General features: G+C 37.0%; 22 protein-coding genes and 1 pseudogene. 10 read left to right on the forward strand and 13 right to left on the reverse strand.

Annotated features, from left to right (window positions below; genetic code table 11):
- Both ACMA47_RS05330 and thrA read right to left on the reverse strand, forming a co-directional pair.
- A pseudogene (locus tag ACMA47_RS05330) lies at nucleotides 1-266 on the reverse strand (homoserine kinase); the annotation flags it as partial.
- Between the two features lie 10 nt (nucleotides 267-276).
- Entirely contained in the window at nucleotides 277-2,724 is a 2,448-nt protein-coding gene (gene thrA / locus ACMA47_RS05335; RefSeq protein WP_413928982.1) for a bifunctional aspartate kinase/homoserine dehydrogenase I, read from the reverse strand.
- A 333-nt stretch (nucleotides 2,725-3,057) separates the two neighbouring features.
- On the opposite strand from thrA, the gene ACMA47_RS05340 reads away from it, so the two are divergent.
- The 4 genes from ACMA47_RS05340 to ACMA47_RS05355 are packed head-to-tail and all read left to right on the forward strand — an operon-like array spanning nucleotide 3,058 to nucleotide 3,952.
- Complete coding sequence (locus tag ACMA47_RS05340) at nucleotides 3,058-3,252, forward strand: bacteriocin-like protein (RefSeq protein WP_034694929.1); 195 nt, start codon at nucleotides 3,058-3,060, stop codon at nucleotides 3,250-3,252.
- 49 nt (nucleotides 3,253-3,301) lie between these two features.
- The gene (locus ACMA47_RS05345; protein ID WP_156106417.1) at nucleotides 3,302-3,472 is read left to right on the forward strand and encodes a bacteriocin-like protein; all 171 of its coding nucleotides are present in this window, start codon (nucleotides 3,302-3,304) and stop codon (nucleotides 3,470-3,472) included.
- Nucleotides 3,473-3,521: 49 nt separating this feature from the next.
- Nucleotides 3,522-3,719 (forward strand): hypothetical protein, encoded by a 198-nt coding sequence (locus ACMA47_RS05350; RefSeq protein ID WP_413928983.1) that lies wholly within the window; start codon nucleotides 3,522-3,524, stop codon nucleotides 3,717-3,719.
- 29 nt (nucleotides 3,720-3,748) lie between these two features.
- Complete coding sequence (locus tag ACMA47_RS05355; RefSeq protein ID WP_121488995.1) at nucleotides 3,749-3,952, forward strand: bacteriocin-like protein; 204 nt, start codon at nucleotides 3,749-3,751, stop codon at nucleotides 3,950-3,952.
- Between the two features lie 265 nt (nucleotides 3,953-4,217).
- Here the strand turns inward: ACMA47_RS05355 and ACMA47_RS05360 are convergent, their stop codons facing one another.
- The 4 genes from ACMA47_RS05360 to ACMA47_RS05375 all read right to left on the reverse strand — a co-directional run bounded on the left by ACMA47_RS05360 (nucleotide 4,218) and on the right by ACMA47_RS05375 (nucleotide 7,073).
- Nucleotides 4,218-4,379, reverse strand: a complete 162-nt coding sequence (locus tag ACMA47_RS05360) for a bacteriocin-like protein (RefSeq protein WP_410492622.1) — start codon at nucleotides 4,377-4,379, stop codon at nucleotides 4,218-4,220.
- A 52-nt stretch (nucleotides 4,380-4,431) separates the two neighbouring features.
- Nucleotides 4,432-5,451, reverse strand: a complete 1,020-nt coding sequence (nadA, locus tag ACMA47_RS05365; protein WP_034694934.1) for a quinolinate synthase NadA — start codon at nucleotides 5,449-5,451, stop codon at nucleotides 4,432-4,434.
- A 111-nt stretch (nucleotides 5,452-5,562) separates the two neighbouring features.
- Entirely contained in the window at nucleotides 5,563-6,129 is a 567-nt protein-coding gene (gene gmk / locus ACMA47_RS05370) for a guanylate kinase (RefSeq protein ID WP_312298389.1), read from the reverse strand.
- 86 nt (nucleotides 6,130-6,215) lie between these two features.
- Nucleotides 6,216-7,073, reverse strand: coding sequence for a YicC family protein (locus ACMA47_RS05375; protein WP_081906419.1), 858 nt, complete (start codon nucleotides 7,071-7,073; stop codon nucleotides 6,216-6,218).
- A 192-nt stretch (nucleotides 7,074-7,265) separates the two neighbouring features.
- Here ACMA47_RS05375 and miaA point away from each other — a divergent pair, with 192 nt between their 5' ends.
- Nucleotides 7,266-8,186 carry a tRNA (adenosine(37)-N6)-dimethylallyltransferase MiaA gene (gene miaA, locus ACMA47_RS05380; protein ID WP_413928984.1) on the forward strand — a complete coding sequence of 307 codons (921 nt, stop codon included), beginning with the start codon at nucleotides 7,266-7,268 and terminating at the stop codon, nucleotides 8,184-8,186.
- A 331-nt stretch (nucleotides 8,187-8,517) separates the two neighbouring features.
- On the opposite strand, the gene ACMA47_RS05385 is transcribed toward miaA, so the two are convergent.
- The 4 genes from ACMA47_RS05385 to ACMA47_RS05400 form a co-directional block, all read right to left on the reverse strand.
- A complete protein-coding gene (locus ACMA47_RS05385) occupies nucleotides 8,518-9,930 on the reverse strand; it encodes an efflux transporter outer membrane subunit (RefSeq protein ID WP_413928985.1) in 1,413 nt (470 codons plus the stop codon).
- Nucleotides 9,931-10,100: 170 nt separating this feature from the next.
- Nucleotides 10,101-13,283, reverse strand: a complete 3,183-nt coding sequence (locus ACMA47_RS05390) for an efflux RND transporter permease subunit (RefSeq protein ID WP_413928986.1) — start codon at nucleotides 13,281-13,283, stop codon at nucleotides 10,101-10,103.
- A 40-nt stretch (nucleotides 13,284-13,323) separates the two neighbouring features.
- On the reverse strand, nucleotides 13,324-14,484 hold the full coding sequence (locus ACMA47_RS05395) for an efflux RND transporter periplasmic adaptor subunit (protein WP_306595107.1): 1,161 nt from the start codon (nucleotides 14,482-14,484) through the stop codon (nucleotides 13,324-13,326).
- A gap of 364 nt (nucleotides 14,485-14,848) precedes the next feature.
- On the reverse strand, nucleotides 14,849-15,445 hold the full coding sequence (locus tag ACMA47_RS05400; RefSeq protein WP_034694942.1) for a TetR/AcrR family transcriptional regulator: 597 nt from the start codon (nucleotides 15,443-15,445) through the stop codon (nucleotides 14,849-14,851).
- 312 nt (nucleotides 15,446-15,757) lie between these two features.
- On the opposite strand from ACMA47_RS05400, the gene ACMA47_RS05405 reads away from it, so the two are divergent.
- Nucleotides 15,758-16,312, forward strand: a complete 555-nt coding sequence (locus ACMA47_RS05405) for a thioredoxin family protein (protein ID WP_120232903.1) — start codon at nucleotides 15,758-15,760, stop codon at nucleotides 16,310-16,312.
- A gap of 149 nt (nucleotides 16,313-16,461) precedes the next feature.
- Here ACMA47_RS05405 and ACMA47_RS05410 read toward each other — a convergent pair whose 3' ends face one another.
- Both ACMA47_RS05410 and ACMA47_RS05415 read right to left on the reverse strand, forming a co-directional pair.
- On the reverse strand, nucleotides 16,462-16,638 hold the full coding sequence (locus ACMA47_RS05410; protein WP_413928987.1) for a hypothetical protein: 177 nt from the start codon (nucleotides 16,636-16,638) through the stop codon (nucleotides 16,462-16,464).
- A gap of 89 nt (nucleotides 16,639-16,727) precedes the next feature.
- The gene (locus ACMA47_RS05415) at nucleotides 16,728-17,633 is read right to left on the reverse strand and encodes an AraC family transcriptional regulator (RefSeq protein ID WP_413928988.1); all 906 of its coding nucleotides are present in this window, start codon (nucleotides 17,631-17,633) and stop codon (nucleotides 16,728-16,730) included.
- 123 nt (nucleotides 17,634-17,756) lie between these two features.
- Here ACMA47_RS05415 and ACMA47_RS05420 point away from each other — a divergent pair, with 123 nt between their 5' ends.
- From ACMA47_RS05420 to ACMA47_RS05430, 3 genes are read left to right on the forward strand one after another with little or no spacing between them, the layout of a single operon-like run.
- Complete coding sequence (locus ACMA47_RS05420) at nucleotides 17,757-18,986, forward strand: MFS transporter (protein ID WP_413928989.1); 1,230 nt, start codon at nucleotides 17,757-17,759, stop codon at nucleotides 18,984-18,986.
- A 2-nt stretch (nucleotides 18,987-18,988) separates the two neighbouring features.
- Nucleotides 18,989-20,470: a trehalase family glycosidase gene (locus ACMA47_RS05425; RefSeq protein WP_413928990.1), complete on the forward strand. Its 1,482-nt coding sequence runs from the start codon at nucleotides 18,989-18,991 to the stop codon at nucleotides 20,468-20,470.
- A gap of 23 nt (nucleotides 20,471-20,493) precedes the next feature.
- The gene (locus ACMA47_RS05430; RefSeq protein ID WP_413928991.1) at nucleotides 20,494-22,935 is read left to right on the forward strand and encodes a TonB-dependent receptor; all 2,442 of its coding nucleotides are present in this window, start codon (nucleotides 20,494-20,496) and stop codon (nucleotides 22,933-22,935) included.
- A gap of 378 nt (nucleotides 22,936-23,313) precedes the next feature.
- Here the strand turns inward: ACMA47_RS05430 and ACMA47_RS05435 are convergent, their stop codons facing one another.
- Nucleotides 23,314-23,952 (reverse strand): MBL fold metallo-hydrolase, encoded by a 639-nt coding sequence (locus tag ACMA47_RS05435; RefSeq protein ID WP_413929454.1) that lies wholly within the window; start codon nucleotides 23,950-23,952, stop codon nucleotides 23,314-23,316.
- A gap of 70 nt (nucleotides 23,953-24,022) precedes the next feature.
- Here ACMA47_RS05435 and ACMA47_RS05440 point away from each other — a divergent pair, with 70 nt between their 5' ends.
- Nucleotides 24,023-25,240 carry a DUF5103 domain-containing protein gene (locus tag ACMA47_RS05440; RefSeq protein ID WP_413928992.1) on the forward strand — a complete coding sequence of 406 codons (1,218 nt, stop codon included), beginning with the start codon at nucleotides 24,023-24,025 and terminating at the stop codon, nucleotides 25,238-25,240.
- Nucleotides 25,241-25,523: the final 283 nt, after the last annotated feature.

The raw sequence follows: 25,523 nt of genomic DNA on the forward strand, positions 1-25,523 counted from the left end.
GGCTTTATATGTTTATGAATAATGACTTCAAAACCGTTTTTCAGATTAAAGTGTTCCTGTATTTTCAGGAGAACAATCCCGGCAACATTGCTGGAAGGCTCTTCAGGAAGTCCGAAAGAGTCTGTATGTTTTATAATAATGTCAGGAGTTTCCAATAATCTGAATTCCATTTCATCATAAGGATCATGGACTGCCATTCCTAAAATATCGAATCCACAAACCAGATTGGCCACAGTGGCCGGGACTTTTAATTTTACTTTTTTCATAACTGTGTTTTTAAATAGAACGGATAATATCTGCAAAAACTCCACTTGCCGTTACCTCAGCTCCTGCACCAGCTCCTTTTACAACCAAAGGCTGCTCAGAATATCTCAGAGTTTTAAAAATAACAATATTGTCTTTTCCATATAAGTGAAACAGATCACTATCCGGAGCAATATGCTGTAAACCTACCTTGGCTTTTCCGTTTTCAAATTCTGCGACATATTTTAATATTTTGCCTTCAGTTTTAGCTTTATTTAATAAGTTTCTAAAGTGATCTTCATATACTGTAAGCTTTTCGTAAAAACTTTCAACGCTTCCCTGCATACATTCTTCAGGCAGAAAACTTATGTTTTCAATTTCTTCAAACTGAAGTGGATATCCTGCTTCTCTTGCCAGAATTAAAATTTTTCTGGCTACATCTGTTCCGGACAGATCAAGCCTCGGATCGGGTTCTGTATAACCTTCTTTCTGAGCCTGTGCCACTACTTCAGAAAATGTTCTGCTTCCATCATATTCATTAAAGACGAAATTCAATGTTCCACTCAATACGGCCTGAATAGATTGAATTTGGTCTCCGCTTTTGATGAGGTCATTAATGGTTCCTATTACCGGAAGCCCTGCTCCCACATTGGTTTCAAAATAGAAATTACAGCTGTGGTTTCGTGCGGTATTTTTTAAAGTTTTATATTTTTTGAAATCTGAAGAAGCTGCAATTTTATTACAGGCTACGAGGTTCACACTTCTTTTTAATAAGCTTTCATACACTTCAGGAATGTCAGCGCTTGCCGTTACATCAACGAAAACCGAATTTCTAAGGTTTCTACGGATAATTTCATCAGCAAATTCTCTGGCAGAGGCTTTTTCACCATGTTGTTCCCAGTTAGCATAGCTGTCCTTTGATATTCCCTGATCTGAAAACATCATATGACGGCTATTGGAAATCCCTGCAATTCTCAGGTTGATCAAAAAGTTTTCTTTTAAATAATCATTTTGGTTATAAATCTGCTGGATCAGTTTTGAACCTACATTTCCTGTTCCACAGATGTACAGGTGGATTTGCTTTATTTCAGATTCAAAAAACTCTTCATGAAGCACGTTAACTGCTTTTTTACTATCCTTTTCTGAAATGACAATGCTGATATTTCTTTCTGAAGATCCCTGAGCAATTGCTCTAATATTGATCCCATTATTTCCGAGACATCCAAACATTTTTGCACTCACACCACTTCTACTTTTCATATTTTCTCCCACTAAAGCTACAATGGAAAGCTCTGTTTCAATTTTTACCGCATACACTCTTTCCAGATTGATATCATCAGCAAAAGAAGAATTGATGGCGTTCTCAGCACGTAAAGCTTCTTTTTTCTCAATAGCAATGGTGATTGAATGTTCTGAAGATCCTTGTGTAATGAGAATGACATTTATTTTTTCATGACTTAAGCATTGAAATAATTTTGCTGAAATTCCGGGTATTCCTACCATTCCACTGCCTTCAAGGGTAAGCAGGGCAATATTGTTCATGTTTGAAATTCCTACTGCAATCTGCTTTTCATCTTCGGAACATCTCTGTTGATGAGAAATTAAAGTTCCTGGTGCATCCGGATCAAAAGTATTCTTGATGATCAGGTTTGTATTTTTTACCATCACAGGCTGAATGGAAGGCGGATAAAGCACTTTTGCCCCAAAGTGTGATAGTTCCATCGCTTCATGATAAGAAATTTCTGAAATAGGTTTAGCATTGGAAACCAGACGTGGGTCAGCAGTCATCATCCCGCTTACATCGGTCCAGATCTGAAGTTCTACTGCATCAATAGCAGCCGCAATAATAGAAGCAGTATAATCGGAACCTCCTCTTCCTAATGTGGTTGTATTATTTTTTTCATCATGAGCAATAAACCCAGGGCCTAAAATAATGCGGTTGGGGGTTTTGTTCAGGAAGTTGACAATATTACTATCCGTACATTTAAAATTTACTTTTGCATTGGTGAAATTACTGTCTGTTCTGATCAGCTCTGCAGAATTCATCCATACGCAGTCTGATTTTTCTTGTTGAAGTCTTGCGGCAATAATATTTGAAGACAGAAATTCTCCGTAAGAAGCAATTCTATCCTTAATTCTGTCTGTCAATTCACCAAGAACAGCAATTCCGTTGCAGAGCTCTTCGATATCATTGAAATGTTTTTTTACAAAACTTAACCATGAACTTTGTTCTGCGATGGGAAAAAGTTCTTTTACCAGACTGATATGTTTTTTTTCAAGATTCTGAACCGTTTGAATATAATTTTCATCTTTTACAGAAGCATATTCTGCAGCTTTGATCAGTTGGTCAGTAACACCATGAAGTGCTGAAACAATAACAACAACTTTGCTATTTAAAGATTCTCTTTGTATGATTTTTTCTACCAGTAAGATATTCTGAGAATGGGCGACTGATGTTCCGCCGAATTTTAAAACTTTCATCAATTATTTTTTTGAAATTGGGTAAATAGAAATGGTTACTCTTTAAAAAAAGAGTACGGGTACCGGAAATAATATGTGAAAATCTACCCCGTTATGGGGTAATTGTTGTAGTTGTGAATGTAGAAACAGAAGATATGCCTGAAATAAGTGATTTCAGGGCAGAAATATCAGATATGTTTCTTAATAAATTCATTGTAACAGGACAAATGTACAAATTATTTTGAAACAGACAAGAGTTTAACATAATAAAATATATTTCCTTTTTAAGAGATATATTTGTTGTAATTGATTAAAAATCTTACATTTATAATGTTAACTAATAACGAAGTAATTATGAAAAATTTAAAAAAATTAAACCGAGTAAACCTGAAATCAATCAGTGGAGGAGATGTGAATAACTGTTTTGAGAATTGTCCTGCCGGACCATACGGACCTGGTGAACCAAGATCATGTGCTGATTATTATGCACTGCCAGAGTGCTGTAAAGGAAGAGTTTTAGTAAGCTTTGAATGTTTTGGACCTTACTGATTTATATCATGAATTTATTGTTATTACAGAATACTAAAATTATTACACTATGAAAACAATCAAGAAATTATCAAGAGAAGATCAAAAAAATATCAAGGGTGGTTTCACTGATATTCAGATTGAAGCATGCGGAGGAGAGCAATTTGTCTGTTTCCGCGGAGGTGGAAAGTGGGGCTGCTGGCTAAAACCGGGTGGTACTTGTTATGCGCCTATGTTATAATAAGATAAGATTTAAATATTTCAATAAACCTAAATCAAACTCAATTACCATGAGAAATTCAAAAAAACTAAACAGAGAAAGCTTAAGAGCTATCATTGGAGGGACAGGAGACAGCTGTGCCGTAGATCTTGACTGTGGACCGAAAGGTTGTGCGAAATGTACAGATCTCAAAGGACGCAAAGTTTGTCTTTATCTTTTCCCTTATGATCCATCAGTTCCGGGTAGCTGCCCAGTTCTAGAAGCTTAGTAAAAAATCAAAAATTAATTAAAACAACTATGAAAAATTTAAAGAAATTAAACAGAAAAGAACTTCAAACGCTGCAAGGAGCAGGTCCAGCCACATGCACAGGATGTCCTAAGAATACTACTTATGGAAATAATCCTGGTGATGCTCCATGTGAGGCTTTTCAGATGCTTCCTGACCGTTGTAAAATGTGTGTTATTGTGGATATGTCATGCATGAGCGGAGGAGTTTCTTAAAAGATAATTTGACTTCATGAAAAAATTAAAGAAACTGAACAGAAGAGATTTGGAACAAATGAAGGGTGCTGGTGTATCAAGGTGTGATGGTTGTCCTACCCATCTGGTTTTTGGACCAGGCTCTTCCAGTGATCCTTCGTGCGAGGCATATTGGACATTGTCCGAGAATTGCAGAATGTGCGTTGTTGTGAGCGCAGATTGTTTTGTTGCAATCACTGCTGACTAAAAATAAAAAAGCACTGTGAAAAACAGTGCTTTTATTTTATTAACAGTTATCGGGAATATACATTCCTCTGGGTACGCAGATCAATTCTCCATTGCATCCTAAACCACAGGTTTCATGTATTTCGCAGTTTAAGCTACAAGTATAACTGCCTCCGTTTACATTTTTAAGACTTCTTCTGTCTAATTTTTTTAGATTTTTCATATTTATTATTAGTTTGAATGCTAAATATAATAAATATTGAATAACAAAAAAATTATTTTATGCTTTTAGAAAGATCAAGCATGGCTTCAATAGGTTTCAATGCTTTTAATCTTAATTCTTCGTCGATAAGAATTTCAGGAAGCTCATATTTCATGCATAAATACAGCTTTTCCATTGTATTACGTTTCATATAGAAACATTCTGAACAGTTACAGCTTTCATCAAAAACCAATGCAGGAATCAGTTCCTTGTGAGGAGCACGTTTTCTCATTTCGTGAAGAATTCCTTCTTCTGTAGCGATGATGAATTTCTGGCAGTCATCTTTTTCTACATAGTTCAACAGGGCAGAAGTGGAACCGATGAAGTGAGCCAGTTTTAATACTGCTTCTTCACTTTCAGGGTGTGCAATCAGTTTTGCATCCGGATTGTCTGCCAATTGCTGGGCAATTCTTTCCATTGAAAATGCTTCGTGTACTACACAGCTTCCATCCCAAAGGATCATATCACGACCTGTTTTCTTGGATAAATATCTTCCCAGGTTTTTATCCGGTGCGAAAATAATGGGTCTGTCTTTAGGAAGCGCTTCAATTACTGTTTCAGCATTTGAGCTTGTAACGATGATATCACTTTCTGCTTTAGTTTCTGCGTTACAGTTGATGTAAGTGGCAATTAAAGCATTCGGGTGCTGCTCACGCATTTTTCTCAGTCCTTCTCCGGAACAACCGTCTGCCAGTGAGCATCCGGCCATGGTATCAGGAAGAACTACTTTTTTAGTTGGATTCAGAATTTTAGCGGCTTCAGCCATGAAATGGACTCCACAGAATACAATCATGTCAGCATTGGTATCTTTAGCCTGTCTTGCCAGCTGTAAAGAATCTCCAAGGAAATCTGCGATATCCTGAATTTCTCCGGGCTGGTAATAATGGGCAAGGATAACCGCATTTTTTTCTTCTTTCAGTTTAAGAATGGCTTTCACCAATTCTTCTCCCTGAGGAATAGCAATATCTTTTATATCCAGAAATCCTCTGACAGGAATTGCAGATTTAGCTTTTTCTAATGTTTCGGTACTCATATCAACCTCAATTTTTTCTTTTATAGAAGTTAGAGATTAGAAACTAGAGGTTAGTATAAAATGAGGATAATTTTCCTGACACTAAAAAAACTAACTTCTAATTTCTAACTTCTAGTTTCTTTCTATAAAACTTTTTATTAAACTTTCTATTTCTATTTTAGCTGCATCAAGATCTTCATTAATCACGATCTTGTCAAACTCGCTGGCGTAGGTCATTTCTTCTTCTGCCTTTGCTACACGGGTTTTTATGGTTTCTGCATCATCTGTATTTCTGGAGATCAATCTTCGTTCCAATTCTTCAATGGAAGGCGGTTCTATAAAAATAGACAACGCTTTATCACCGAAATATTTTTTTAATGAGATTCCTCCTTTTACATCTACATCAAAAATAACTACTTTTCCCTGATTCCAGATTTTTTCTACTTCAGATTTTAAAGTACCGTAATATTTGTCAGTATATACTTCTTCATATTCTACAAAAGCATCTTCAGAAATTTTCTGTCTGAACTCATCCGGTGTCAGAAAATGATAATCTACTGCATGAACTTCACTTCCTCTCGGTTGTCTCGTAGTGCATGAGATTGAAAATTCCAGCTCAGGAAATGTTTCCAGTGAATGCTTTACCAATGTAGTTTTTCCGCTCCCTGATGGTGCTGAAAATATAATTACTTTATCCATTTTTTTTGGTTTCGGGTTACGGGGTTCGAGTTGCGGGTTTCTTTTTTAGAAATGGCAACCACGCATCTCGTACCTCGTATCTATCATTACAATACGTTTAACGTTTGTTCTTTAATTTTTTCAAGGTCATCTTTCATCATCACCACCAGTTTCTGGATTTCTGCGTGATTGGCTTTAGAACCTAGAGTATTGATTTCTCTTCCGATTTCCTGAGAAATAAAGCCCAGTTTTTTTCCATTGAAAGATTCATTGTCCATTACTTCTTTGTAATATTTCAGGTGCTGGCCAAGTCTTACTTTTTCTTCAGAAATATCAAGCTTTTCTGTAAAATAGGCCATCTCCTGGTAGAAACGTGTTTCATCAACGTTTTCAAATTCTTTCAAAGACTTCTGATAACGCTCTTTCACGCTGACAATTCTTTCTTCTTCAAAAGGAATTACTTCACCAAGATATTTGTCAATATTCTGAATATTTCTGTTTAATTCTTCGTGTAAAATACTACCCTCAGTTCTTCTGAACTCTTCGAATCTGTCTACGGCATTATTGACAATCTTAGCCAAAGCTTCCCATTCACCTTCCGTCAATTCGTCAGGTCTTGATGTGATGGCATCAGGAAGTCTTACCGCCATTTTAAGGTATTCAAAGTTGGGACCGTCAGAAGCTATGTTTTTAAGTTCATTGATATAAGAGTCAATTAAGTTTTTATTAATTTTTACATCATTGGACTCTTCAAGATTCTCAATATTAACGTAGCAGTCTACTTTTCCACGGATAATTCTATCGTTAAGAATTTTTCTGATTTCAAATTCTTTTTCTTTATAACGTAAAGGAATTTTAATATTCAAATCAAAGCTCTTGCTGTTGAGAGATTTAATGTCAATTGTAATTTTTTTTCCTTCAAAAACATCTTCGGCTCTACCGAATCCGGTCATTGATAAAATCATAGTTTTTTATTGTGTTACAAAGATAAACATTTAAGTCTATAGTTTAACTAATGTTGAATGGCTGGAAGATGGAGGCAGGAAGTGGGAAGATTGTTGTGAATATAAATGAGGTGTAATTTTAACTTCCAGCCTCAGTCTTCCATCTTCCATCTTCCATCAAATTAAATAAACCCATTTTCGTAAATTAGCGCTGTGAAAAAGAAAAATTTAATTTCTGTAGTAGGACCCACCGGAATTGGGAAAACGAAATTGGCAATTGATTTGGCTCAACATTTCAATACCGAGATTATTTCCTGTGATTCCCGGCAGTTTTTTAAAGAAATGAAAATAGGAACGGCTGCCCCTTCGGAAGAGGAACTGGCGGATGCACCTCATCATTTTATTGGAAATCTTTCAGTGGAAGACTATTATTCTATCGGGCAATATGAAGAAGATGCGCTTCAAAAACTTAATGAACTTTTTGCTACTCATGATACGGTCATTCTTGTTGGCGGAAGCATGATGTATGAAAAGGCTGTGATAGAAGGTCTGCATGATTTACCAGAAGCGAATGTTGAAAATCAGGAGAAGCTTCAAAATATCATGGAGCAGGAGGGAATTGAAAAACTTCAGGAAATTTTACAGGAGCTTGATCCCGAGTATTTCAGTGTGGTGGATATTCACAATCACCGCAGGCTATTGAGAGCCATTGATATTATCTGGCAAACGGATAAAAAATATTCTGAACATATTTCGGTTTCACAGAATGGCAGAGATTTTAATGTAATCAGAATTGGAATAGAAGCTCCAAGAGAAGAACTGTACGACAGAATCAACCGTAGGGTGGATATTATGATGGAGAAAGGCTTGCTGGATGAGGTAAAAGGTCTTGAGAAATTCAAAGAACTGACTGCTTTAAATACGGTAGGTTATGCAGAACTTTTCAAATATTTTGATGGAGAGTGGGATCTTGATTTTGCGGTTTCAGAAATTAAAAAGAACAGCCGAAGGTATGCAAAACGCCAACTGACATGGTACAGAAAGGCTGATGATATTCATTATTTACAATTAGGATATTCTGAAAAGGACTACGAAGATTTGTTGAAATGGCTTAGGGAGGAGTTTGAAAAATAATTGCTTCTAGCTTTTAAAATATAGATTCCTAAGGAATGACACAGTGTGCGGGAAAACTAAGCGCTTAGTTTGTCATTCTGAATGGAACAAAGTGCAGTCAAGAATCTCAGTAACCATTAAAGAGATTCTTCCTTCGTCAGAATGACAAGCAGACTGCTTTTAACTTGGCTCTATGAAGTATTGTCTTAAAAATCTATTTGATTTTTCTTAATTAAACTTAGCAACTTAAATGTTCTTAATGGTTCGATGATCATTCATTTCATCAATAAAATCATAAAAAAAATGCGGCTCTGAAAAGAACCGCATCTTAAAACAAATATAATTTAATTTACTACTTCCAACCGCCGCCTAAAGCTCTGTATAAATCTACAATGCTGCTTAATCTCTGTCTTTTAATGGAAGCCAGATTCAACTCTGCCTGTAGGGAATTCCCCTGTGCTGTAATCACTTCCAGGTAATTGGCTGAACCTCCTTTGTAAAGAAGTTGTGCACTTTTAATTCCGTCTTTCAACGTAGTAGATTGCTCTGTGGCTTTCTGTTCCTGAACTTTTAAGTTTTCATTGGAAACCAAAGCATCAGAAATTTCTCCCACGGCATTTAATACTGACTGACGGAATGCCAGAACATTTTTCTCTCTTTGAATTTTTGCTACTGCAAGATCTGTCTTCAATTGTCTTTTCTGGAAAATAGGCTGAGTAATTCCTCCTAAAACCGATCCGAATAACGAAGCCGGAATCTGAAACCAGTTGTCAATTTTAAATGAATTGACTCCTCCATTGGCTGTGATTTTCAGAGCCGGATACATATTGGCCTGAGCAATTCCTACCATTGCATTGGATTCTAATAAAACCAATTCCTGCTGACGCACATCCGGTCTGCGGCTTACCATAGCTGCGGGAAGTCCTGCGGAGATATTCTGAGGTAATGAAGTATCAGACATTTCAATCGTTCTGTTTACTTTATTAGGCAGTTCACCTGTAAGAATACTCAATGCATTTTCCTGAATGGCGATATTCTGCTCCAACTGGGCAATCAGCAGCTCTGTTGCCTGTTTCTGTGCGGCAGCCTGTTGTACTCCTAAAGAAGTGTTATCACCACTTTCCCACATTTTTTGGGTAATCATCAGGGTATTGCTGCTCAGTTCCAGATTGGATTTTGCAATAGCCAATTGTCTGTCAAGCATTAGCAGGTTATAATATCCCTGAGCAATGGCTGCTACTACCTGGGTCTGAACTGCTTTTGAACCTTCATAAGTCTGAAGATACTGCATTCTTGAAACTTCCTGCTGGTTTTTGATTTTCCCCCAGATATCAGCTTCCCATGAAAGGTTGAAGGCTGCATTATAATCTTCAACATGGCTTGAACCTAAAAATAAATTTAAGCTTTGTCCATTCATACTGTTTTTGGAAGGTCTTGAAATCTGTCCGCTTACTCCGAAACCAACGTCCGGATATTGCATATATTTTGCCTGTTTCAGTTTTTCCTGTGAAGCAGCCACCTGTTTCAGGGCAATCTGAAGGTCATAATTATTTTTAATTCCTTTCTCAATCAATCCCTGTAAAATAGGATCACTGAAAAACTGTTTCCACTCCAGGTTGGCTATGCTGGCAGTGTCAGCAGTGGCGGTGTACTGGAACTTTTCCGGAAGAGGAAGCTCAGGCTCCGTGTATGCCAGTTTAGACACACACGAAACAGAGCCGATGGCCAGCACAAATGTTAGAATAATATTTTTAACTCTTTTCATAGTTTTAAACTTTTAATTGAATACAAAACTTAGAGAGGTTTCTGTTAAGGCAAAAATTGTCTTTAGTAGGAGAAAAATAGTTAGCTTTTGTAAACCATTAAGAACAGGCAGGTAAATAGGTAAACCTATGATCTTAAAATTTTCTCTAAGTTTTTGTCATTCATTTTTTATTAGTGACTAGCAGCCAAAAGTTCTTCCTCCATTTGTTTTTTCAGAAGTCTTTTCTTTTTTCTGCTTGGCATTTTTTCATGCAGATACTGGAACACTACATACATTACCGGAATGATAAAGATCCCGAAGATTACTCCTGTAAGCATTCCTCCTACGGTACTGTAACCGATAGAGTGATTTCCTTTTGAAGAAGCACCTTGTGTCCATACCAATGGAAGCATTCCCACGATGAAGGCGAAAGAGGTCATTAAGATCGGTCTTAAACGTAATCTTGATGCCTGAAGTGCAGATTCAATTAATGTCTTACCTGCTTTTCTTCTCTGTACGGCAAATTCCACAATCAGGATAGCATTCTTTGCTAATAGTCCTACCAGCATGATCAATCCTACCTGAACGTAAATATTGTTATCAATTCCAGCTAATCCTGTGAAAGCAAATACTCCGAAAATCCCTGTAGGAATGGTAAGAATAATAGCAAATGGAAGGATATAACTTTCATATTGAGCTGCCAGTAAGAAGTAAACGAATAGAATACTTAAGAAGAAAATAAAGGCAGTCTGTCCGCTTGTTTTAATTTCTTCACGGGTAATCCCTGTCCACTCATATCCATATCCTCTAGGAAGGGACTGCTGGGCAACTTCTTCTACTGCTTTGATGGCGTCTCCGGTACTGTAACCAGGTTTTGGAGTTCCGTTAATTGTTACGGCGTTGAAAAGGTTATTTCTTGTTACCGTTTCAGGACCGAAAGATCTTTTTAACGTTACCAGAGTTTTTGCAGGAACCATTTCTCCTGATTTATTTTTCACATAGATTCCTTCCAGTGAATTAACATCCGTACGGTAAGGAATATCGGCCTGAGCCATTACTCTGTAATATTTTCCGAATCTGTTGAAATCCGATACAAAGCTACTTCCGAAATAGATCTGCATCGTCTGCATCAGTTCTGTTACAGAAACACCCAGCTGATTGGCTTTATCAGTATCTACATCAATAGTATACTGAGGGTTTCCTGCCGCATAAGTGGTAAAGGCAAAAGCAATTTCAGGTCTTTTCATCAGCTCTCCAATGAACTGCTGAGTAGTTGTTCCCAACTGTTCAAAAGAACCGTTTGTTTTATCCTGAAGCATGAATTCAAATCCGGAAACGTTACCGAAACCTTGTACAGTAGGGAAGTTGAAGAAGAATGCGTTGGCATCTTTCACCTGACTTACCTTACCTGTCAATGTTGCTGCGATCTGATCCGGGTCTTTCATTTCACCACGCTTGTCATAATCTTTAAGCTTAATGAAACCTGCAGAATAGGGAGAAGCGTTGGCATTACTGATGAAGTTCATCCCATCGGCTACCCAAAGGTGGTTGGTTGCTTTTTCACCGTTGATAATTTTATCAATTTGAGCCGTAGCTCTGTGTGTTCTTTCTAATGAACTTCCCGGAGGAGTATTCACTGCATACAATACGAATCCCTGGTCTTCCGTAGGAATAAATCCTGATGGTGCTTTTTTGATCAAAAATACACTTGCTGCTGTAATGACAACAAGACCTCCTATCGCCACCCATTTGTTTTTAATTAAAAACTTAAGGCTATAGATATATTTTTTGGTCATGCTGTTGAAGCTGGCATTAAAAGCATTGAAAAATCTTGCTCCAAAACCTTTTTTATGACCGTGTTCTCCATGTTCTCCCTGAGGATCATTCAAGAACATCGCACATAATGCGGGACTCAATGTCAATGCATTCACTGCTGAAATCAAGATGGCAATTGCTAATGTGAAAGCAAACTGTCTGTAGAAAACTCCCGCAGGTCCCTGCATAAATCCAACCGGAATAAACACGGCACACATTACCAATGTGATGGAAATAATGGCTCCTGAAATTTCGCTCATCGAGTGCATCGTAGCATGTTCTACAGGCATTCCCGTCTGTTCCATTTTAGAATGGACGGCTTCTACCACCACAATGGCGTCATCCACTACAATACCAATGGCGAGTACCAATGCAAATAAGGTAAGCATGTTGATACTGAAACCAAATAACTGAAGGAAGAAGAAGGTTCCGATAATCGCTACCGGTACGGCAATAGCCGGAATTAAGGTAGATCTGAAATCCTGAAGGAAAATAAATACTACAATAAATACCAATACAAAAGCAATAACAAGGGTTTCCACAACCTGATGGATAGAAGCATCCAGGAAGTCTTTGGAATTATACATGATAATCGGTTTCACTCCTTTTGGAAGAGTAGTTTCCATTACTTTTACCTGCTTTTCAATCTCGGTCAGGATTTCGTTGGCGTTAGAACCTGCTGTCTGTAGGATGGCAAATCCGGCAACCGGTTTTCCGTCCACTCTGTTGGTCGCAGTATACGTATAAGAACCAAATTCTACTCGGGCAACATCTTTCAATCTTAGGAAAGATCCATCACTATTTGCTTTGATAGCGATATTTTCATAATCTTCATCCTTGTTCAGTTTTCCTTTATATTTAAGGATATACTCGTAAGTTTCCTTACTTCCCTGTCCAAGACGACCCGGAGCAGCTTCAAGGTTGTGATCTTTAATGGCTCCTAACACTTCCTGCGGAGAAAGATTATTAGCTGCCAGACGATCCGGTTTCAGCCAGATTCTCATGGAATAATCCCTTGTTCCGAATACCTGAGCCTGTGCTACACCCGGAATACGCTGTATCTGTGGAATAACATTAATTTTCAGGTAATTCTGAAGGAATAATTCATCATATTGTTTCTCATCTTCACTGGTTAATCCCATGAACATGATCATACTATTCTGAACCTTCTGGGTTGAAATCCCGGCCTGTACTACTTCCTGTGGCAGCTGGCTCATTGCTTTCGATACACGGTTCTGTACGTTTACTGCTGCATTATCAGCGTCAGCGCCCTGCTTGAAGAAAACACTCAGGGTCATAGTCCCGTCGTTACTTGAGTTTGAGGTCATATAAGTCATATTCTCAACTCCGTTCACCGCTTCCTCAATAGGAGTGGCTACTGAACGGGCTACCACCTCAGCATTAGCTCCAGGATAGAATGCCGTTACCTGAACGCTTGGTGGAGCGATATCCGGGAAGAGGGCAATCGGTAAATTAAAGAGAGACAAAGCTCCCAATAATAAAAGTATTATGGAGATGACCGTTGAAAGGACCGGTCTTTCTATAAATTGTTTTAACATAAGAAGTTTATTTTTTTAAGTCTTCTGTATTCGGAAAGGACTATAATGGTTTTGCTTTTAATAAGCTGTCAGAAGAAATGTTTTTCGGCTTAACAGAAGCACCGTCTTTCAGGTTTCCAATTCCTGTGAATACAATTTTTTCTCCAGGCGCAAGCCCTTCAGAAATAAAATAATAGCTATCCGTTTTTCCTGATATTTTGATCGGTCTTCCGGTTACCTTCTGGTCTTTACCCATTACATAAACATAGGTTTTATCCTGAATTTCGAAGGTTGATTCCTGTGGAATAACCACTGCATTAGAAATCAGTTGAGGCATACGTACTCTTCCTGTATTTCCTGTTCTTAAAGTTCCGTTAGCATTAGGGAAAACAGCACGTACGCTGATGGCTCCGGTAGTTTTATCAAACTGTCCGTCTACAATACTCAATCTTCCTTTTTCAGGGTAAGTACTGTTGTCGGCAATGACAAGATCTACCATCGGCATATTTTTCAGCTTTTCTTCTAAGCTTGCTCCCGGATATTTGTTCTGGAAAGCGATGAAGTCAAGTTCGCTTAAAGAGAAATACGCATAGATTTCGCTGATATCAGATAATAATGTCAATGGATTCACATCTGTTCTGGAGATCAGACTTCCTTTTTTATAAGGAATTCTTCCGATATAACCGCTTACAGGAGCTGTAATGGTGGTAAATCCTACGTTGATTCTGGCGCTTCCTACAGAGGCTCTCGCTTGTGCAGCTGCTGCTACAGCCGCTTCATAATTGGCTTTTGCAGTTTTAAGCTGTACATCAGAAACAACTTTTGCAGCAACCAGTGGCTGAAGTCTGTCTACTTCCACTCTTGCTTTTTGGATATTGGCATTGGCAGCCTGAAGATTAGCCTGAGCCATATTCATCTGTTCGCCGTAACTTCTTGAATCTATTTTAAATAATGGTTGTCCTGCTCTTACATAAGCTCCTTCTTCTACATAGATTCTATCCAGGTAACCATCTACCTGAGATCTGATTTCTACGTTGTTTTTCCCTTCCAGAGCAGTTGGGAATTCCTGATATGTAGTAGCGGGTGAGGTGATAACGGTATAAACCGGAAGTTCTGGAGCTGGAGGTGCGGCATTGGTTCCTTCTGCGGCTTTTGTGCAGCTCTGTAAAAGAATTATACTTGCAATAAGTACAATAAACCTTGTTTTTCCAGGTAATTTCATTGTTGGTTTAATTTTTTTAATGAAGTGTTAGAGGTAAGTAAAGTGTTTTGATAAATGCTGTATTTTTTCCTAACAGTGTTAATAATTAGTTCAAAAAAAATTACAGAATTTTTAATGTCCGATAAAGTCGATTGTTTCCATAATTGAAAATTGTTTTTAATGTATTGAAGTGTATAATGTTGGTGTAAGGTGTGTTAATTTTACTAACAGTGTTAATTTATAAGTAAAAAATGACTAATTTTAACAACTGAATATGATGAATGGTTTCATAAAAGATTGAGTTTTTAATCAGGAATAACAGAATCATTTATATTAATTCAGTGTTAAGTTTCCTAACAGTGTTAATTTTTAATTCAAAAAAAAATTACAAAGACTTAATAAAAGCCGAAACAGTTTCGTCCAACGTAGTCTTATTCATTGTTGAAGGGATATCAGCTGTACGCATCATCATAATAGAGATCATACCGTGTACGGCAGAAAACAGAGCGTGAGACATATGACAGGCATTGTCCGGATTGGATCCGTTTTTCTTTATAATCTCATAAGTACATTCATAGATAAGCTCCTGAAATGATGAGAATTCCTTTTTCATCTGACCTTTTCCGCAACACTGCATTCCAAGACCAAACATCAGCTGGTAATATTCCTTGTTTTTAAAAGCAAAGTTCCAGTACGCATCCACAATGGCAACAAGTTGCTCTTCCGGAGTATCGTGTTTCTGCTGAGCTTTTAAAAGTTCTATATGTAACTTGTGGAAGCCATCTAAAGAAATTTCAAATAGAATAGCTTCTTTATTTTCAAAATAATCATACACAACGGGAGCACTATACTCAATAGCATCTGCTATCTTACGCATAGAAAGCGATCCCCAGCCTTCAGTTTTCGCCAACGTAAAAGCAGCCTGCAAAATATTTGCACGGATGGATTCTTTTTCTCGTTGACGGCGTTCATGTAGACCCATGATATTTATTTACTAACAGCGTTAGCAAAACTACAAACTTTTTACTATAACTTCCAAAGGATATTATGAGTTTTATAGGTTGGCCGATCTTATTCAGAGAAATAAATTAAAGGGTGGATGCTGGAAGAATGAGGGATAGGAGTTGGTTTTGGGTAAAAAAAATCCATTAATAGAATTTGACTATAACTATTTTTGAGAGCTGAAAATCTTCCCACCTCCAGCTTCCGGCATCCTTACTTTATTAAAAATGAAAATGTCTTCTTCCTAATTAACAAAAGAAATAATTATCTTTGCCGGTAAAGAAATAAGGATATGAATACTCCCTCAAATATGTTGGCATTAGGAACAAAAGCTCCGTTTTTTGAACTTCCTAACCCGTCAAAAACGAATGAACTTCAGTCTTTGGAAGAACTGAAAGGAGAAAAAGGTACTTTGGTAATCTTTATGTGCAACCACTGTCCGTTTGTTCTTCATGTAATTGATAAGATCAATGAACTATACGAAGACTATAATGAGCGCGGAATTGAATTCATCGCTATCAATGCTAATGATATCGAAAAATATCCGGCAGATTCTCCGGAAAAAATGATCGAATTCCAGATTGAAAGAAGATTTGATTTCCCTTATCTGTTTGATGAAAGCCAGGCAGTAGCAAAAGCTTACGATGCAGCCTGCACACCGGATTTTTATTTCTTTGATGATAAGCTTGACCTTGTATACAGAGGGCAGATGGATGATTCAAGACCTGGAAATAATAAAGATGTAACAGGTGAGGACCTGATTATTGCTTTTGAAAATCTTTTGGCTGGGGAAGCTCAGGAAGAAATTCAGAGACCTAGCATGGGATGCAATATTAAATGGAAATAAGTACTGGTTGCTGGTTTATTTAGTTACTGGTTTTTACTTAATCATACAAAGCTGCTCTTTTGGAGTGGCTTTTTTTGTTTTTTGCAGGATTATTTTCTCTCGCAGATTGGGCAGATGACGCAGATTTTTAATACATAGTAAATTTCTTCCTACGCTTTGTCACTCCGCAGGAGTCTCAACACAGCTTGTATTCTTTTATTGTAAACCTCTGAAAAGTAAGTCTGGATTCCTACGGAATGGACAATCACAACATTTAATTTTACCATACGAATTGTCACTCCATAGGAACCATAAGCATCGTGTGCCTTTTTTGTTGTAACCTTCACAAAGTTTATATCGCTAAGTCTAAATTCCTACGGAATGGACAAACGCAACGTTTAATATAACTGCGGAAATTGAAACAAGAGCCGAATTATTAAAAACTTATTTTGGTTTTAACCTCCTTTTCAACCTTCAGATCCACATTCACTTTATTATGAGAATAATTCCTGATAAATTCAGAAGGAGTCTTCCCCGTATATTTTTTAAACATTCTGTTAAAGTAGGTCACATTATTAAAGCCACATTGATAACTGCATTCTGATATCGATCTGTCTTGGGCCATCAGCAGGCATGCTTTATTGATTCTATATCGGTTCACAAATTCTGTAAACGTAATCTGAGTTGCTTTTTTAAAGAAATTACAGAAAGCGGGTAAAGTCAGGTTAGCTAGTTTTGCTACTTCTTCAATATCAATTTCCTTGTCGTAATGATGTTCTACGTAGGTGAAGATATTCTCAAGACGGGTTTTATTTTTTGAAATAATGGTATAAGGCATGATTTCTTTATTTAAAAGATCATAATCCTCACATTTCGAAAGTTCAAAAAGAATTTCCAACAGCAATAAATATCTTTTGTAGCCTTCTGATTCCAGCATCAGCTTCAGTTTGGGAAGCATTACTTTTTTTACTTTTTGATGAAAATGAATCCCGTATTTAGAACGTTCCAACAGATTTTTGATGGATCTTGATTCTACTTCCTGCTCAGGAAATTGAAGGATTTCCTCTTTGAACTGAAGTACAATTTCTTCATGCGGATCAATAGAGTTCAGTCCAAATCCGGAGTGGGGAATATTGGAACCGATTAACACCAGATCACCATTTGTATAATTACTTTTATGATAGCCCACGTGGCGGGTTCCGTTCCCGGAAATGACACATACCAACTCAATTTCGGGATGATAATGATATTCCCATTTGAATTCTGAAATGGGAGAGTTATTGTGTATGGTACGGAATGAACTCTTTTCATTAGGGATGACTCTTTCAAAAGTAACTTTCATCTAATTAATCATATTTATTCATTAAAAATACTAAATATATTAATATAGTTCAAATATTGATTTACTGTGTTAAATTATCGTTAACAGAAATGCTTCTATCTTAGCCGACAAGAAATCACCTGAATGAAAAATCTTAACATCAAGGCCGTTTTATTTTTAAACTATTTTGTCTTCGCCATTCTTCTGAATTCTGTAGGAACAGTCATTCTACAGGTACAGCAGAATTTTGGGATTTCAAAATCTTCGGCCAGTGTTTTGGAAGGCTTCAAAGATCTTCCGATTGCCATATGTTCTTTCATTCTGGCTTCATTTCTTCCGAAGATAGGAATCAAAAAATCAATGCTGATTGCTTTATTGCTGGTAAGCTGTATGTGTTTTGTAATGCCGTTTACTAATGACTTTTGGGTATTCAAATTGTTATTTGCTACCGTAGGAGTTTCATTTGCATTAATTAAAATATCGGTTTTTACTTCTATCGGGTTGGTAACGGAAACAGATAAAGAACACTCCAGCTTTATGGGATTTCTGGAAGGGTTTTTCATGATTGGAGTATTGGCGGGCAATGTTTTATTCAGCTTGTATATTGATGATCATAATCCGAAATCTACCGAATGGCTGAATGTGTATTGGGTGCTGGGAGGACTTTCAAGTTTATCTTTTTTATTCCTGTTCTTTTCAAAACTGAACGAGCAGGAAGCTAAAAGTGAGAAAACAGATCTCTTGGGAGACTTGAAAAACAGTCTAAGCTTATTCAGTTATAAAAAGGTTTTGTGCTTCTTATTGTGTGCATTCCTTTTTGTACTGGTGGAACAAAGTTTTCAGACATGGACGCCCACATTTTATAAAGAGATTTTAAAAGTGCCTACCTCTATGAGTATTCAGGCGGGAGCAGTTTTGGCTGGAGCCTTTGCGTTGGGAAGATTCTTATCAGGATTTTTCTCTAAGAAGTTCAGCTGGATCTATGTAGTTTCTTTCTGCGTGGTAGGTTTTGCTATCAGTTTATTGTTGGTTTTACCATTGACCCATAATATTCATATTGATACGAATACAAACTGGATGAATACGCCTTTGGTCGTGTATTTATTTCCTTTGATGGGAGGTTTGCTGGCACCGATTTATCCAAGTATCAATTCTGTGATTCTGGCATCAATCCCTAAATATCTGCACAGTGCGATGTCTGGATTGATCGTTGTTTTCTCAGCAATCGGAGGAACGATAGGTTCTATCATTACCGGATTTGTGTTTCAGGAGTTTAGCGGGCAGCAGGCGTTTTACCTTTCCCTGATTCCGCTTTCATTACTGATCACCTCTGCGGTTTTCATGAATAAATTAAAAATTAATCCTAAAAAATAACAATGAGTAATCAGCTTTACATAAACGAAATTCAAAGCCTGTTTGATGCGGTACAGAGATCTGAAATTTTTGAAGATCAGAAAATGATGACGGATGCAGTTCCTCTGTTTCCTATTGCAAAGATTAATGAGGATTATGAAAAATCAAAAAATACAGAAGGTTTTAACCTGAAAGATTTTGTGATGACTCATTTTGACTTTTTAGGCGCAAGAGTTTCTGTACACAGAGAAGAACAGCTTTCCATTGGTGAACATATTGAAAAGTTATGGGACGAATTGACCCGTACAGCGTATGAAGAAAAAGGAACCCTTTTAAAATTACCAAAACCTTACATCGTTCCGGGAGGTCGTTTCAATGAGTTTTTCTATTGGGACAGTTATTTTATCATGCTGGGATTACAGGTTTCCGGAAGAATAGAAATGATGGAAAACATTATTGAAAACTGTTCTTATCTGATCCAGAATGTGGGATTTGTTCCGAATGCAAGCAGAACTCACTTCCTGAGCAGATCGCAACCTCCTTATTTTTCATTAATGCTGGATCTTCTTTTTGAAACGACACAAGACGAAGGAATTTATACGAAATACCACGAAACATTGGAAAAAGAATATGCTTTCTGGATGAATGGGGAAGAAGGACTTGAAAACGGTTCCAGTATAAAAAGAGTGGTTAAAACAACAGAGGGAGATATCCTGAACCGTTATTACGATGCAGAAAATGCACCACGTCCCGAAAGTTATCTGATCGATATTGAAGATCATGAGAAAACCTCCGGAGACGAATTTTACAGAAATATAAGAAGCGCCTGTGAATCGGGTTGGGATTTTTCCAGCCGATGGTTTGCAGACGGAGAAAATATACAGACGATAGAAACACTGAACTTAGCACAGGTTGATCTGAACTGCCTTTTGTGGCATTTGGAAATGACTTTGGCGAAATCTTCAGCACTTCAAAATCTGAGTGAAAAAGAAAATTATTTTTCAGAAAGAGCAGCAAGCCGAAGACAGATGATCAATAACTATTTCTGGGATGGAAATACTAACAATTATAAAGATTATCACACTAAAAAAAACACAAAAACACCGTCTGAACATATTGCTGCTCTTTACCCTTTATTCCTTGGAATAGCAGATCAGGAGCAGGCTGAGGCGGTTGCTAAAGCTGTTGCTGAAAAGTTCCTTTATCAGGGAGGGCTTGTTACGACAACCAAAAATTCAGGACAGCAATGGGATCTTCCCAATGCGTGGGCTCCTTATCAATGGTTAGGATTTAAAGCAATGAAAAATTACGGCTTTGATGAGCTGGCAGAAAAAATTAAAAACAACTGGTGTTCCAATGTAGAAAGGGTCTACAAAAACACTGGGAAACTGATGGAAAAATACAATGCATTAGACACAGAAACAATAGCAGGCGGCGGGGAATACCCTAATCAGGACGGATTCGGTTGGACCAATGGAGTGTATTTACAATTACAACAAAACTGAAACTAACAATAAAAGATATGGCTATGAAAAAAAAATCGATCTTTTTAATCGCCGCAACAGCTACATTATACTTTAATAATGCTTATGCCCAGGAAACTCCGAAAGATTCGGCAAAGGTTTCTTCTATAGATCAGATTGTCATTACCGGAAATTCCGGTCCTAAGAAAAAAATAGAATCCAGTACTGCGATTTCCACCTTTAGTGCTAAAGAAATTCAGAAACAGAACCCGATCAGTGCAGCTGCTTTATTGCAGAGAGTTCCCGGATTTGCGGTGGAAACTTCAGGAGGAGAAGTGGGAAACAACCTTTTCGCAAGAGGAATTCCTTCTGCAGGAGCTTATGAATTTGTACAGGTACAGGAAGACGGTCTTCCGGTTTTTGAAGACGGAGCGCTTCAGTTTGCTAACGCTGACAACTTTTTCCGTGTAGACAATTCTGTCAACCGTATGGAAGCGTTGAGAGGAGGTTCAGGTTCTATTTTTGCAACCAATTCTCCCGGAGGGTTGATTAACTTTATTACAAGAGAAGGAACCAATGATTTCAGAGGTACGGCAAAACTGGAAACAAGTACTTATGGATTGATGCGTACCGATGTTAATGTAGGAGGTGCATTGGTTCAGGATAAATTGTTTTTCAATGTCGGTGGTTTTTACAGAACAGATGACGGAATCAGAAAAACAGGTTTCAAAGCCAATAATGGAGGACAAATCAGAATGAATCTGAAATATGTTTTTGATAAAGGCTATGTAAAAGTATATTATAAAAAACTGGATGACAGAAATACATTCTTCTTACCCATTCCTTTGATCCAAAACGGAGATAAACTGAAAGGATTCCAGGGCTTTGATCCTAATTATGGAACATACAGCTACAGAGCCATCAGCCAGCTGAATATTCCTCAGGCGGGAGGCGGATTTTTCAACAGAAATCTTGAAGATGGAATCCATCCGAAAGTAGATGTATTGGGTGCTGAGTTTAAATATGACCTTGGAAATAATTTCACGGTTTTAAACAAAACCAGATACACCAATATCAATATGAATTATACAGGGATTTTCCCGGCTGGAGGTCCAAAACAGGCTTCTAAATATGCTACTGATGCTGTGAAAGACGGAGGACTTGGAATGAGCAATTATCAATATTCTCTGGTAAGCAACGGAGCCATTGTTAATCCTGAATATGTTCAAAAATTAGGATTCTGGGCGATAGACAAGCAGATGAATAACTTTGTGAATGATTTACAGTTCAACTATAAATTTGACAAAGGAAATGTTACGGCTGGTTTTTATAAATCCAACTGGAAATCTCAGCAATACTGGAACTGGAGTAATGTTCTGGCAACCGCTTCAGACAGACCTGAGCTTTTGAATCTGGTAAACCCTTCTATGAGTCCAACAGATGATGGATACTCTAAAACCTACAACGGAGTAATGGATATGACATTTTTACAGAGAAGAACACAAACCCAAGGGAGTTTGAATGATCTGTATGTAAACTTAGATTATAATATCACCGAAGCCTTAAGTGTAAATGGAGGTCTTCGTTACAGCCACGATTATTATAAAGGAAATTTTGCCAACACAACGACTGCCAATTTAAATAATTCAGGGTTAACCACTGATGGAACTCACGGCTTCAACACAACGACGGCTGATGATAATATGAGTGTATTGGGAAATAAATACACCTATTGGAACTTTAATGTGGATAAAGTATCTTTTACATTAGCAGCCAATTATAAAATTAATAGAGAAAATGCGGTGTATGCCCGTTTTTCCAATGGTTTCAGATCTCCGAATGAAGAAGCTTATTACAATTATTTCTCTACTCCAAACCCTGATAAGCCTTTAAAATCAGTAACCACCAATCAGTTGGAAGTAGGATATAAATATTACTCGCGTACCTTTGACATAGCAGTGATTCCATTCTATTCTACTTTGAATAACCTTTCCTTTACAGATATCTTCTCTGATGGAAAATCTGAAAATACCTTTGCCAATACTCAAAACTATGGGGTTGAATTTGAAGGGTATGCCCGTTTATTCAATAATATTTTAGAAGTTGCATTCAACGGAACCGTTCAAAGCCCGAAATATAAAAACCTTGAAGCCGGAAGTGTACTTGAAGGAAATGTGGTAAGAAGAATGCCGAAGTTTTATTTTAATATCTCACCGGCTGTGAATATTACCAAGTCATGGAGAGCCTATGTAAGTATGAATTACTATGGAAAACGTTTCCAGGATGAGAAAAATGTACAGACGTTGCCTTCTTTCACAGAATTTGGAGCGGGAATGTCTTATCAGTTAGGAAGAATACGTTTTGCAGTAGATGGTACCAATATCTTTAACACTATTGGTATTACAGAAGGAGACCCAAGAGCGGGATCACCTAATGGAGACGGAATCATCATGGCAAGACCTATTATGGGAGCAGCTGCCAGAGCATCCATCACACTGGATTTCTAAATTCTATTTCTTTATAACAATAAAACCGTCAGAATTTCTGACGGTTTTGTTGTTATTATTACTGTTCGATAAAAAGTATAAATACTTTGAAAATATCAATATTTACGGCATGAATTAACAGGTCGCTCCTCCGGAGCTTTATTTTATGGGGCTTCATTTTTTTCTACTAACAGTAGATCCCGATGGGATCAAATTTAGCTCCAATAGGAGCTAACTGTTAATAGAACGTATTGGTTTTAAAATTATAGCTCCGGAGGAGCGACCTGTTAATTATGTTTAAATTTTATCGAACAAGAATAATTTTTATATAAAGTATCAGATCTGAGGTTGATTCAAGATATTTATATGACTCTTAAACCCTCAAACCCTCCGACTCTTTTACTTCAAAAACGGATTATACTGTTTTTCAAAGCCAATCGATGTAGGATTTCCATGTCCTGAGAAAACCTGAGTATCATTATCCAGAATGAAAAGTTTCGATTTAATCCCTTCAATCAGCTGATCATAATTTCCTTTATACAGATCTGTTCTTCCGATACTTCCTTCAAAAAGAACATCACCGGAAATCATGAATTTCTGATTGTCATTATGATAAACAACACTTCCCGGAGAATGTCCCGGTACATGATATATTTTGAACTTTTCTCCATCCAGATCAAGTTCATCACCTTCCTTAATATATGCTACCTCTACTTTTACAGGGTTGATCTGCATCCCGAATCTTATCCCGCTTGCCTGAAGCATATCCAGTACTTCCTGGTCTTCCTGATGCATATTGACAGGAACATTAAATTTGTCAAAAGCCCATTGAAGTCCCAATACATGATCAATATGAGCATGAGTCAGGAGAATTTTCTGGATCTTCAGTCCTTTTTCTGCAATGAAGTTATCAATAGCCTGAGTTTCCTGAGCATTCATGTTTCCCGGATCGATTAACCAGGCATTTTTATTTTCGTTATAAAGGATATAAGTATTTTCGCTCGCAAAGTTGAATACGAAACCTTGAATCTGAAGCATATCTGAATATTTTTTATTCAAAAATACGATATTATTAAGAAAATGACTATTTTTCGTTATCTTCGTCATAATGAAAACTTTGCGAATACTCTTACTTTCTTTGGGCGGACTGGTTTTTGGACAAAATATCCAAAGTGTTCAGCTGTTCAATCCTCAGACTAATGATGAAACCCCTGTAATTAAGATTGGCGAGCAGCTGGTTCTTGGCTTTGATGATCTTACTAACGGCAGCCAGATTTACAGGTATACATTCAAACATTACGATAGAAACTGGAATGAAGATAATCTGTTTTTTACAGAATTTGCTACCGGAAGTATGAATGCACTTCTGGATCAGTTTCAATATTCTTTCAATACATTACAGGCGTATACCCACTATAAACTTGTTTTTCCGAATGATAAAATCCAGCTAAAGGTTTCTGGGAATTATGAACTGATTGTTTATAAAGATTCTGCAGACCAACCTCTTTTCAAGAAAAGATTTTATCTGGTAGAAGATGTAACATCCGTGGGGTTAAATATATCGAGATTTGCGGATGCAAAAAATCCAAATCTTAATCAGAGGGTAGAAGTGAATGTTTCTCCGAAAGGAGGTGATATTTCTTCCAATGTCAATTCAATCACGATGAATGTGATGCAGAATAACAACCCGAATATGGTGATTTCTAATCTTAAACCAAGCAGTGTTTTAGGAAATCAGGTTCTTTTCCAACAGATGAATCTTACGTTCCCGGGAGACAATGAATTTTATTATTTCGACAATAAAAATATGAATATGGCTGCTGATATGGTGCGTGCTACCGAAATAAAAGATGATGTCAACCAGACGTATCTTCATCCGGTGTGGGCATTTCCTTTAAACTATCAGTATCAGCCCGATGTCAATGGAGCATGGTATTACAGAAGAAACGATTTGGGAAGAGAAAGAGATGCGGAAAGAGAAGCGGATTATTCATGGGTACATTTCTATCTGGATTCCGATCCTGTGGATAAAGAAATTTATGTGTTGGGAGGATTTAATAATTTTAAACCCAGCAAAGAAAATCAGATGCAGTATGATGCATCTACCAAACAATATGTAGCAAAAATATTCCTGAAACAAGGTTTTTATAACTATGTGTTGGTAACGAAAGATGGAAACGGTTTGAATTTTGGGGAAGTGAATGGTAATTTCTGGCAGACAGAAAATCTTTATCAGGCATTTCTTTATTATGCACCGTTCGGAAGAAATTATGATGGTTTAATGGGATATGGAGAATTCAGAACACCGATTGCCAACAAACGGTAAGTAATTATAATTTAAAATATACATAAAAAATAGGGCTGTCTCTTAAGATAGTCCTATTTTTTTGTCCAGATTGATAAGAATTAATCTCTCAAATCTTATATTATGACTAATTTTTTCATAATATAATGCACTACATAGTGAAAAAAAATAATTCACAAAATTTTGATTTTAATTAATTTTTTTAACATAAAATTTACATTGTTGAAAAATTATATTTAAATAATTTTCTTTTTTTTAAAATCATCATTGTGTTTTATTTATCGATTTATAATATCAATTGAAT

The organism is Chryseobacterium sp. T20, assembly GCF_047345655.1.
GTDB lineage: Bacteria > Bacteroidota > Bacteroidia > Flavobacteriales > Weeksellaceae > Chryseobacterium.

What these genes read in the sequence shown, in the direction of transcription:
- thrA (WP_413928982.1), bottom strand. Translation starts at nt 2,724, where the DNA reads ATGAAAGTTTTAAAATTCGGCGGAACATCAGTCGCCCATTCTCAGAAT.
- ACMA47_RS05340 (WP_034694929.1), top strand. Translation starts at nt 3,058, where the DNA reads ATGAAAAATTTAAAAAAATTAAACCGAGTAAACCTGAAATCAATCAGT.
- ACMA47_RS05345 (WP_156106417.1), top strand. Translation starts at nt 3,302, where the DNA reads ATGAAAACAATCAAGAAATTATCAAGAGAAGATCAAAAAAATATCAAG.
- ACMA47_RS05350 (WP_413928983.1), top strand. Translation starts at nt 3,522, where the DNA reads ATGAGAAATTCAAAAAAACTAAACAGAGAAAGCTTAAGAGCTATCATT.
- ACMA47_RS05355 (WP_121488995.1), top strand. Translation starts at nt 3,749, where the DNA reads ATGAAAAATTTAAAGAAATTAAACAGAAAAGAACTTCAAACGCTGCAA.
- ACMA47_RS05360 (WP_410492622.1), bottom strand. Translation starts at nt 4,379, where the DNA reads ATGAAAAATCTAAAAAAATTAGACAGAAGAAGTCTTAAAAATGTAAAC.
- nadA (WP_034694934.1), bottom strand. Translation starts at nt 5,451, where the DNA reads ATGAGTACCGAAACATTAGAAAAAGCTAAATCTGCAATTCCTGTCAGA.
- gmk (WP_312298389.1), bottom strand. Translation starts at nt 6,129, where the DNA reads ATGGATAAAGTAATTATATTTTCAGCACCATCAGGGAGCGGAAAAACT.
- ACMA47_RS05375 (WP_081906419.1), bottom strand. Translation starts at nt 7,073, where the DNA reads ATGATTTTATCAATGACCGGATTCGGTAGAGCCGAAGATGTTTTTGAA.
- ACMA47_RS05385 (WP_413928985.1), bottom strand. Translation starts at nt 9,930, where the DNA reads ATGAAAAGAGTTAAAAATATTATTCTAACATTTGTGCTGGCCATCGGC.
- ACMA47_RS05390 (WP_413928986.1), bottom strand. Translation starts at nt 13,283, where the DNA reads ATGTTAAAACAATTTATAGAAAGACCGGTCCTTTCAACGGTCATCTCC.
- ACMA47_RS05395 (WP_306595107.1), bottom strand. Translation starts at nt 14,484, where the DNA reads ATGAAATTACCTGGAAAAACAAGGTTTATTGTACTTATTGCAAGTATA.
- ACMA47_RS05400 (WP_034694942.1), bottom strand. Translation starts at nt 15,445, where the DNA reads ATGGGTCTACATGAACGCCGTCAACGAGAAAAAGAATCCATCCGTGCA.
- ACMA47_RS05405 (WP_120232903.1), top strand. Translation starts at nt 15,758, where the DNA reads ATGAATACTCCCTCAAATATGTTGGCATTAGGAACAAAAGCTCCGTTT.
- ACMA47_RS05415 (WP_413928988.1), bottom strand. Translation starts at nt 17,633, where the DNA reads ATGAAAGTTACTTTTGAAAGAGTCATCCCTAATGAAAAGAGTTCATTC.
- ACMA47_RS05420 (WP_413928989.1), top strand. Translation starts at nt 17,757, where the DNA reads ATGAAAAATCTTAACATCAAGGCCGTTTTATTTTTAAACTATTTTGTC.
- ACMA47_RS05425 (WP_413928990.1), top strand. Translation starts at nt 18,989, where the DNA reads ATGAGTAATCAGCTTTACATAAACGAAATTCAAAGCCTGTTTGATGCG.
- ACMA47_RS05430 (WP_413928991.1), top strand. Translation starts at nt 20,494, where the DNA reads ATGAAAAAAAAATCGATCTTTTTAATCGCCGCAACAGCTACATTATAC.
- ACMA47_RS05435 (WP_413929454.1), bottom strand. Translation starts at nt 23,952, where the DNA reads ATGCTTCAGATTCAAGGTTTCGTATTCAACTTTGCGAGCGAAAATACT.
- ACMA47_RS05440 (WP_413928992.1), top strand. Translation starts at nt 24,023, where the DNA reads ATGAAAACTTTGCGAATACTCTTACTTTCTTTGGGCGGACTGGTTTTT.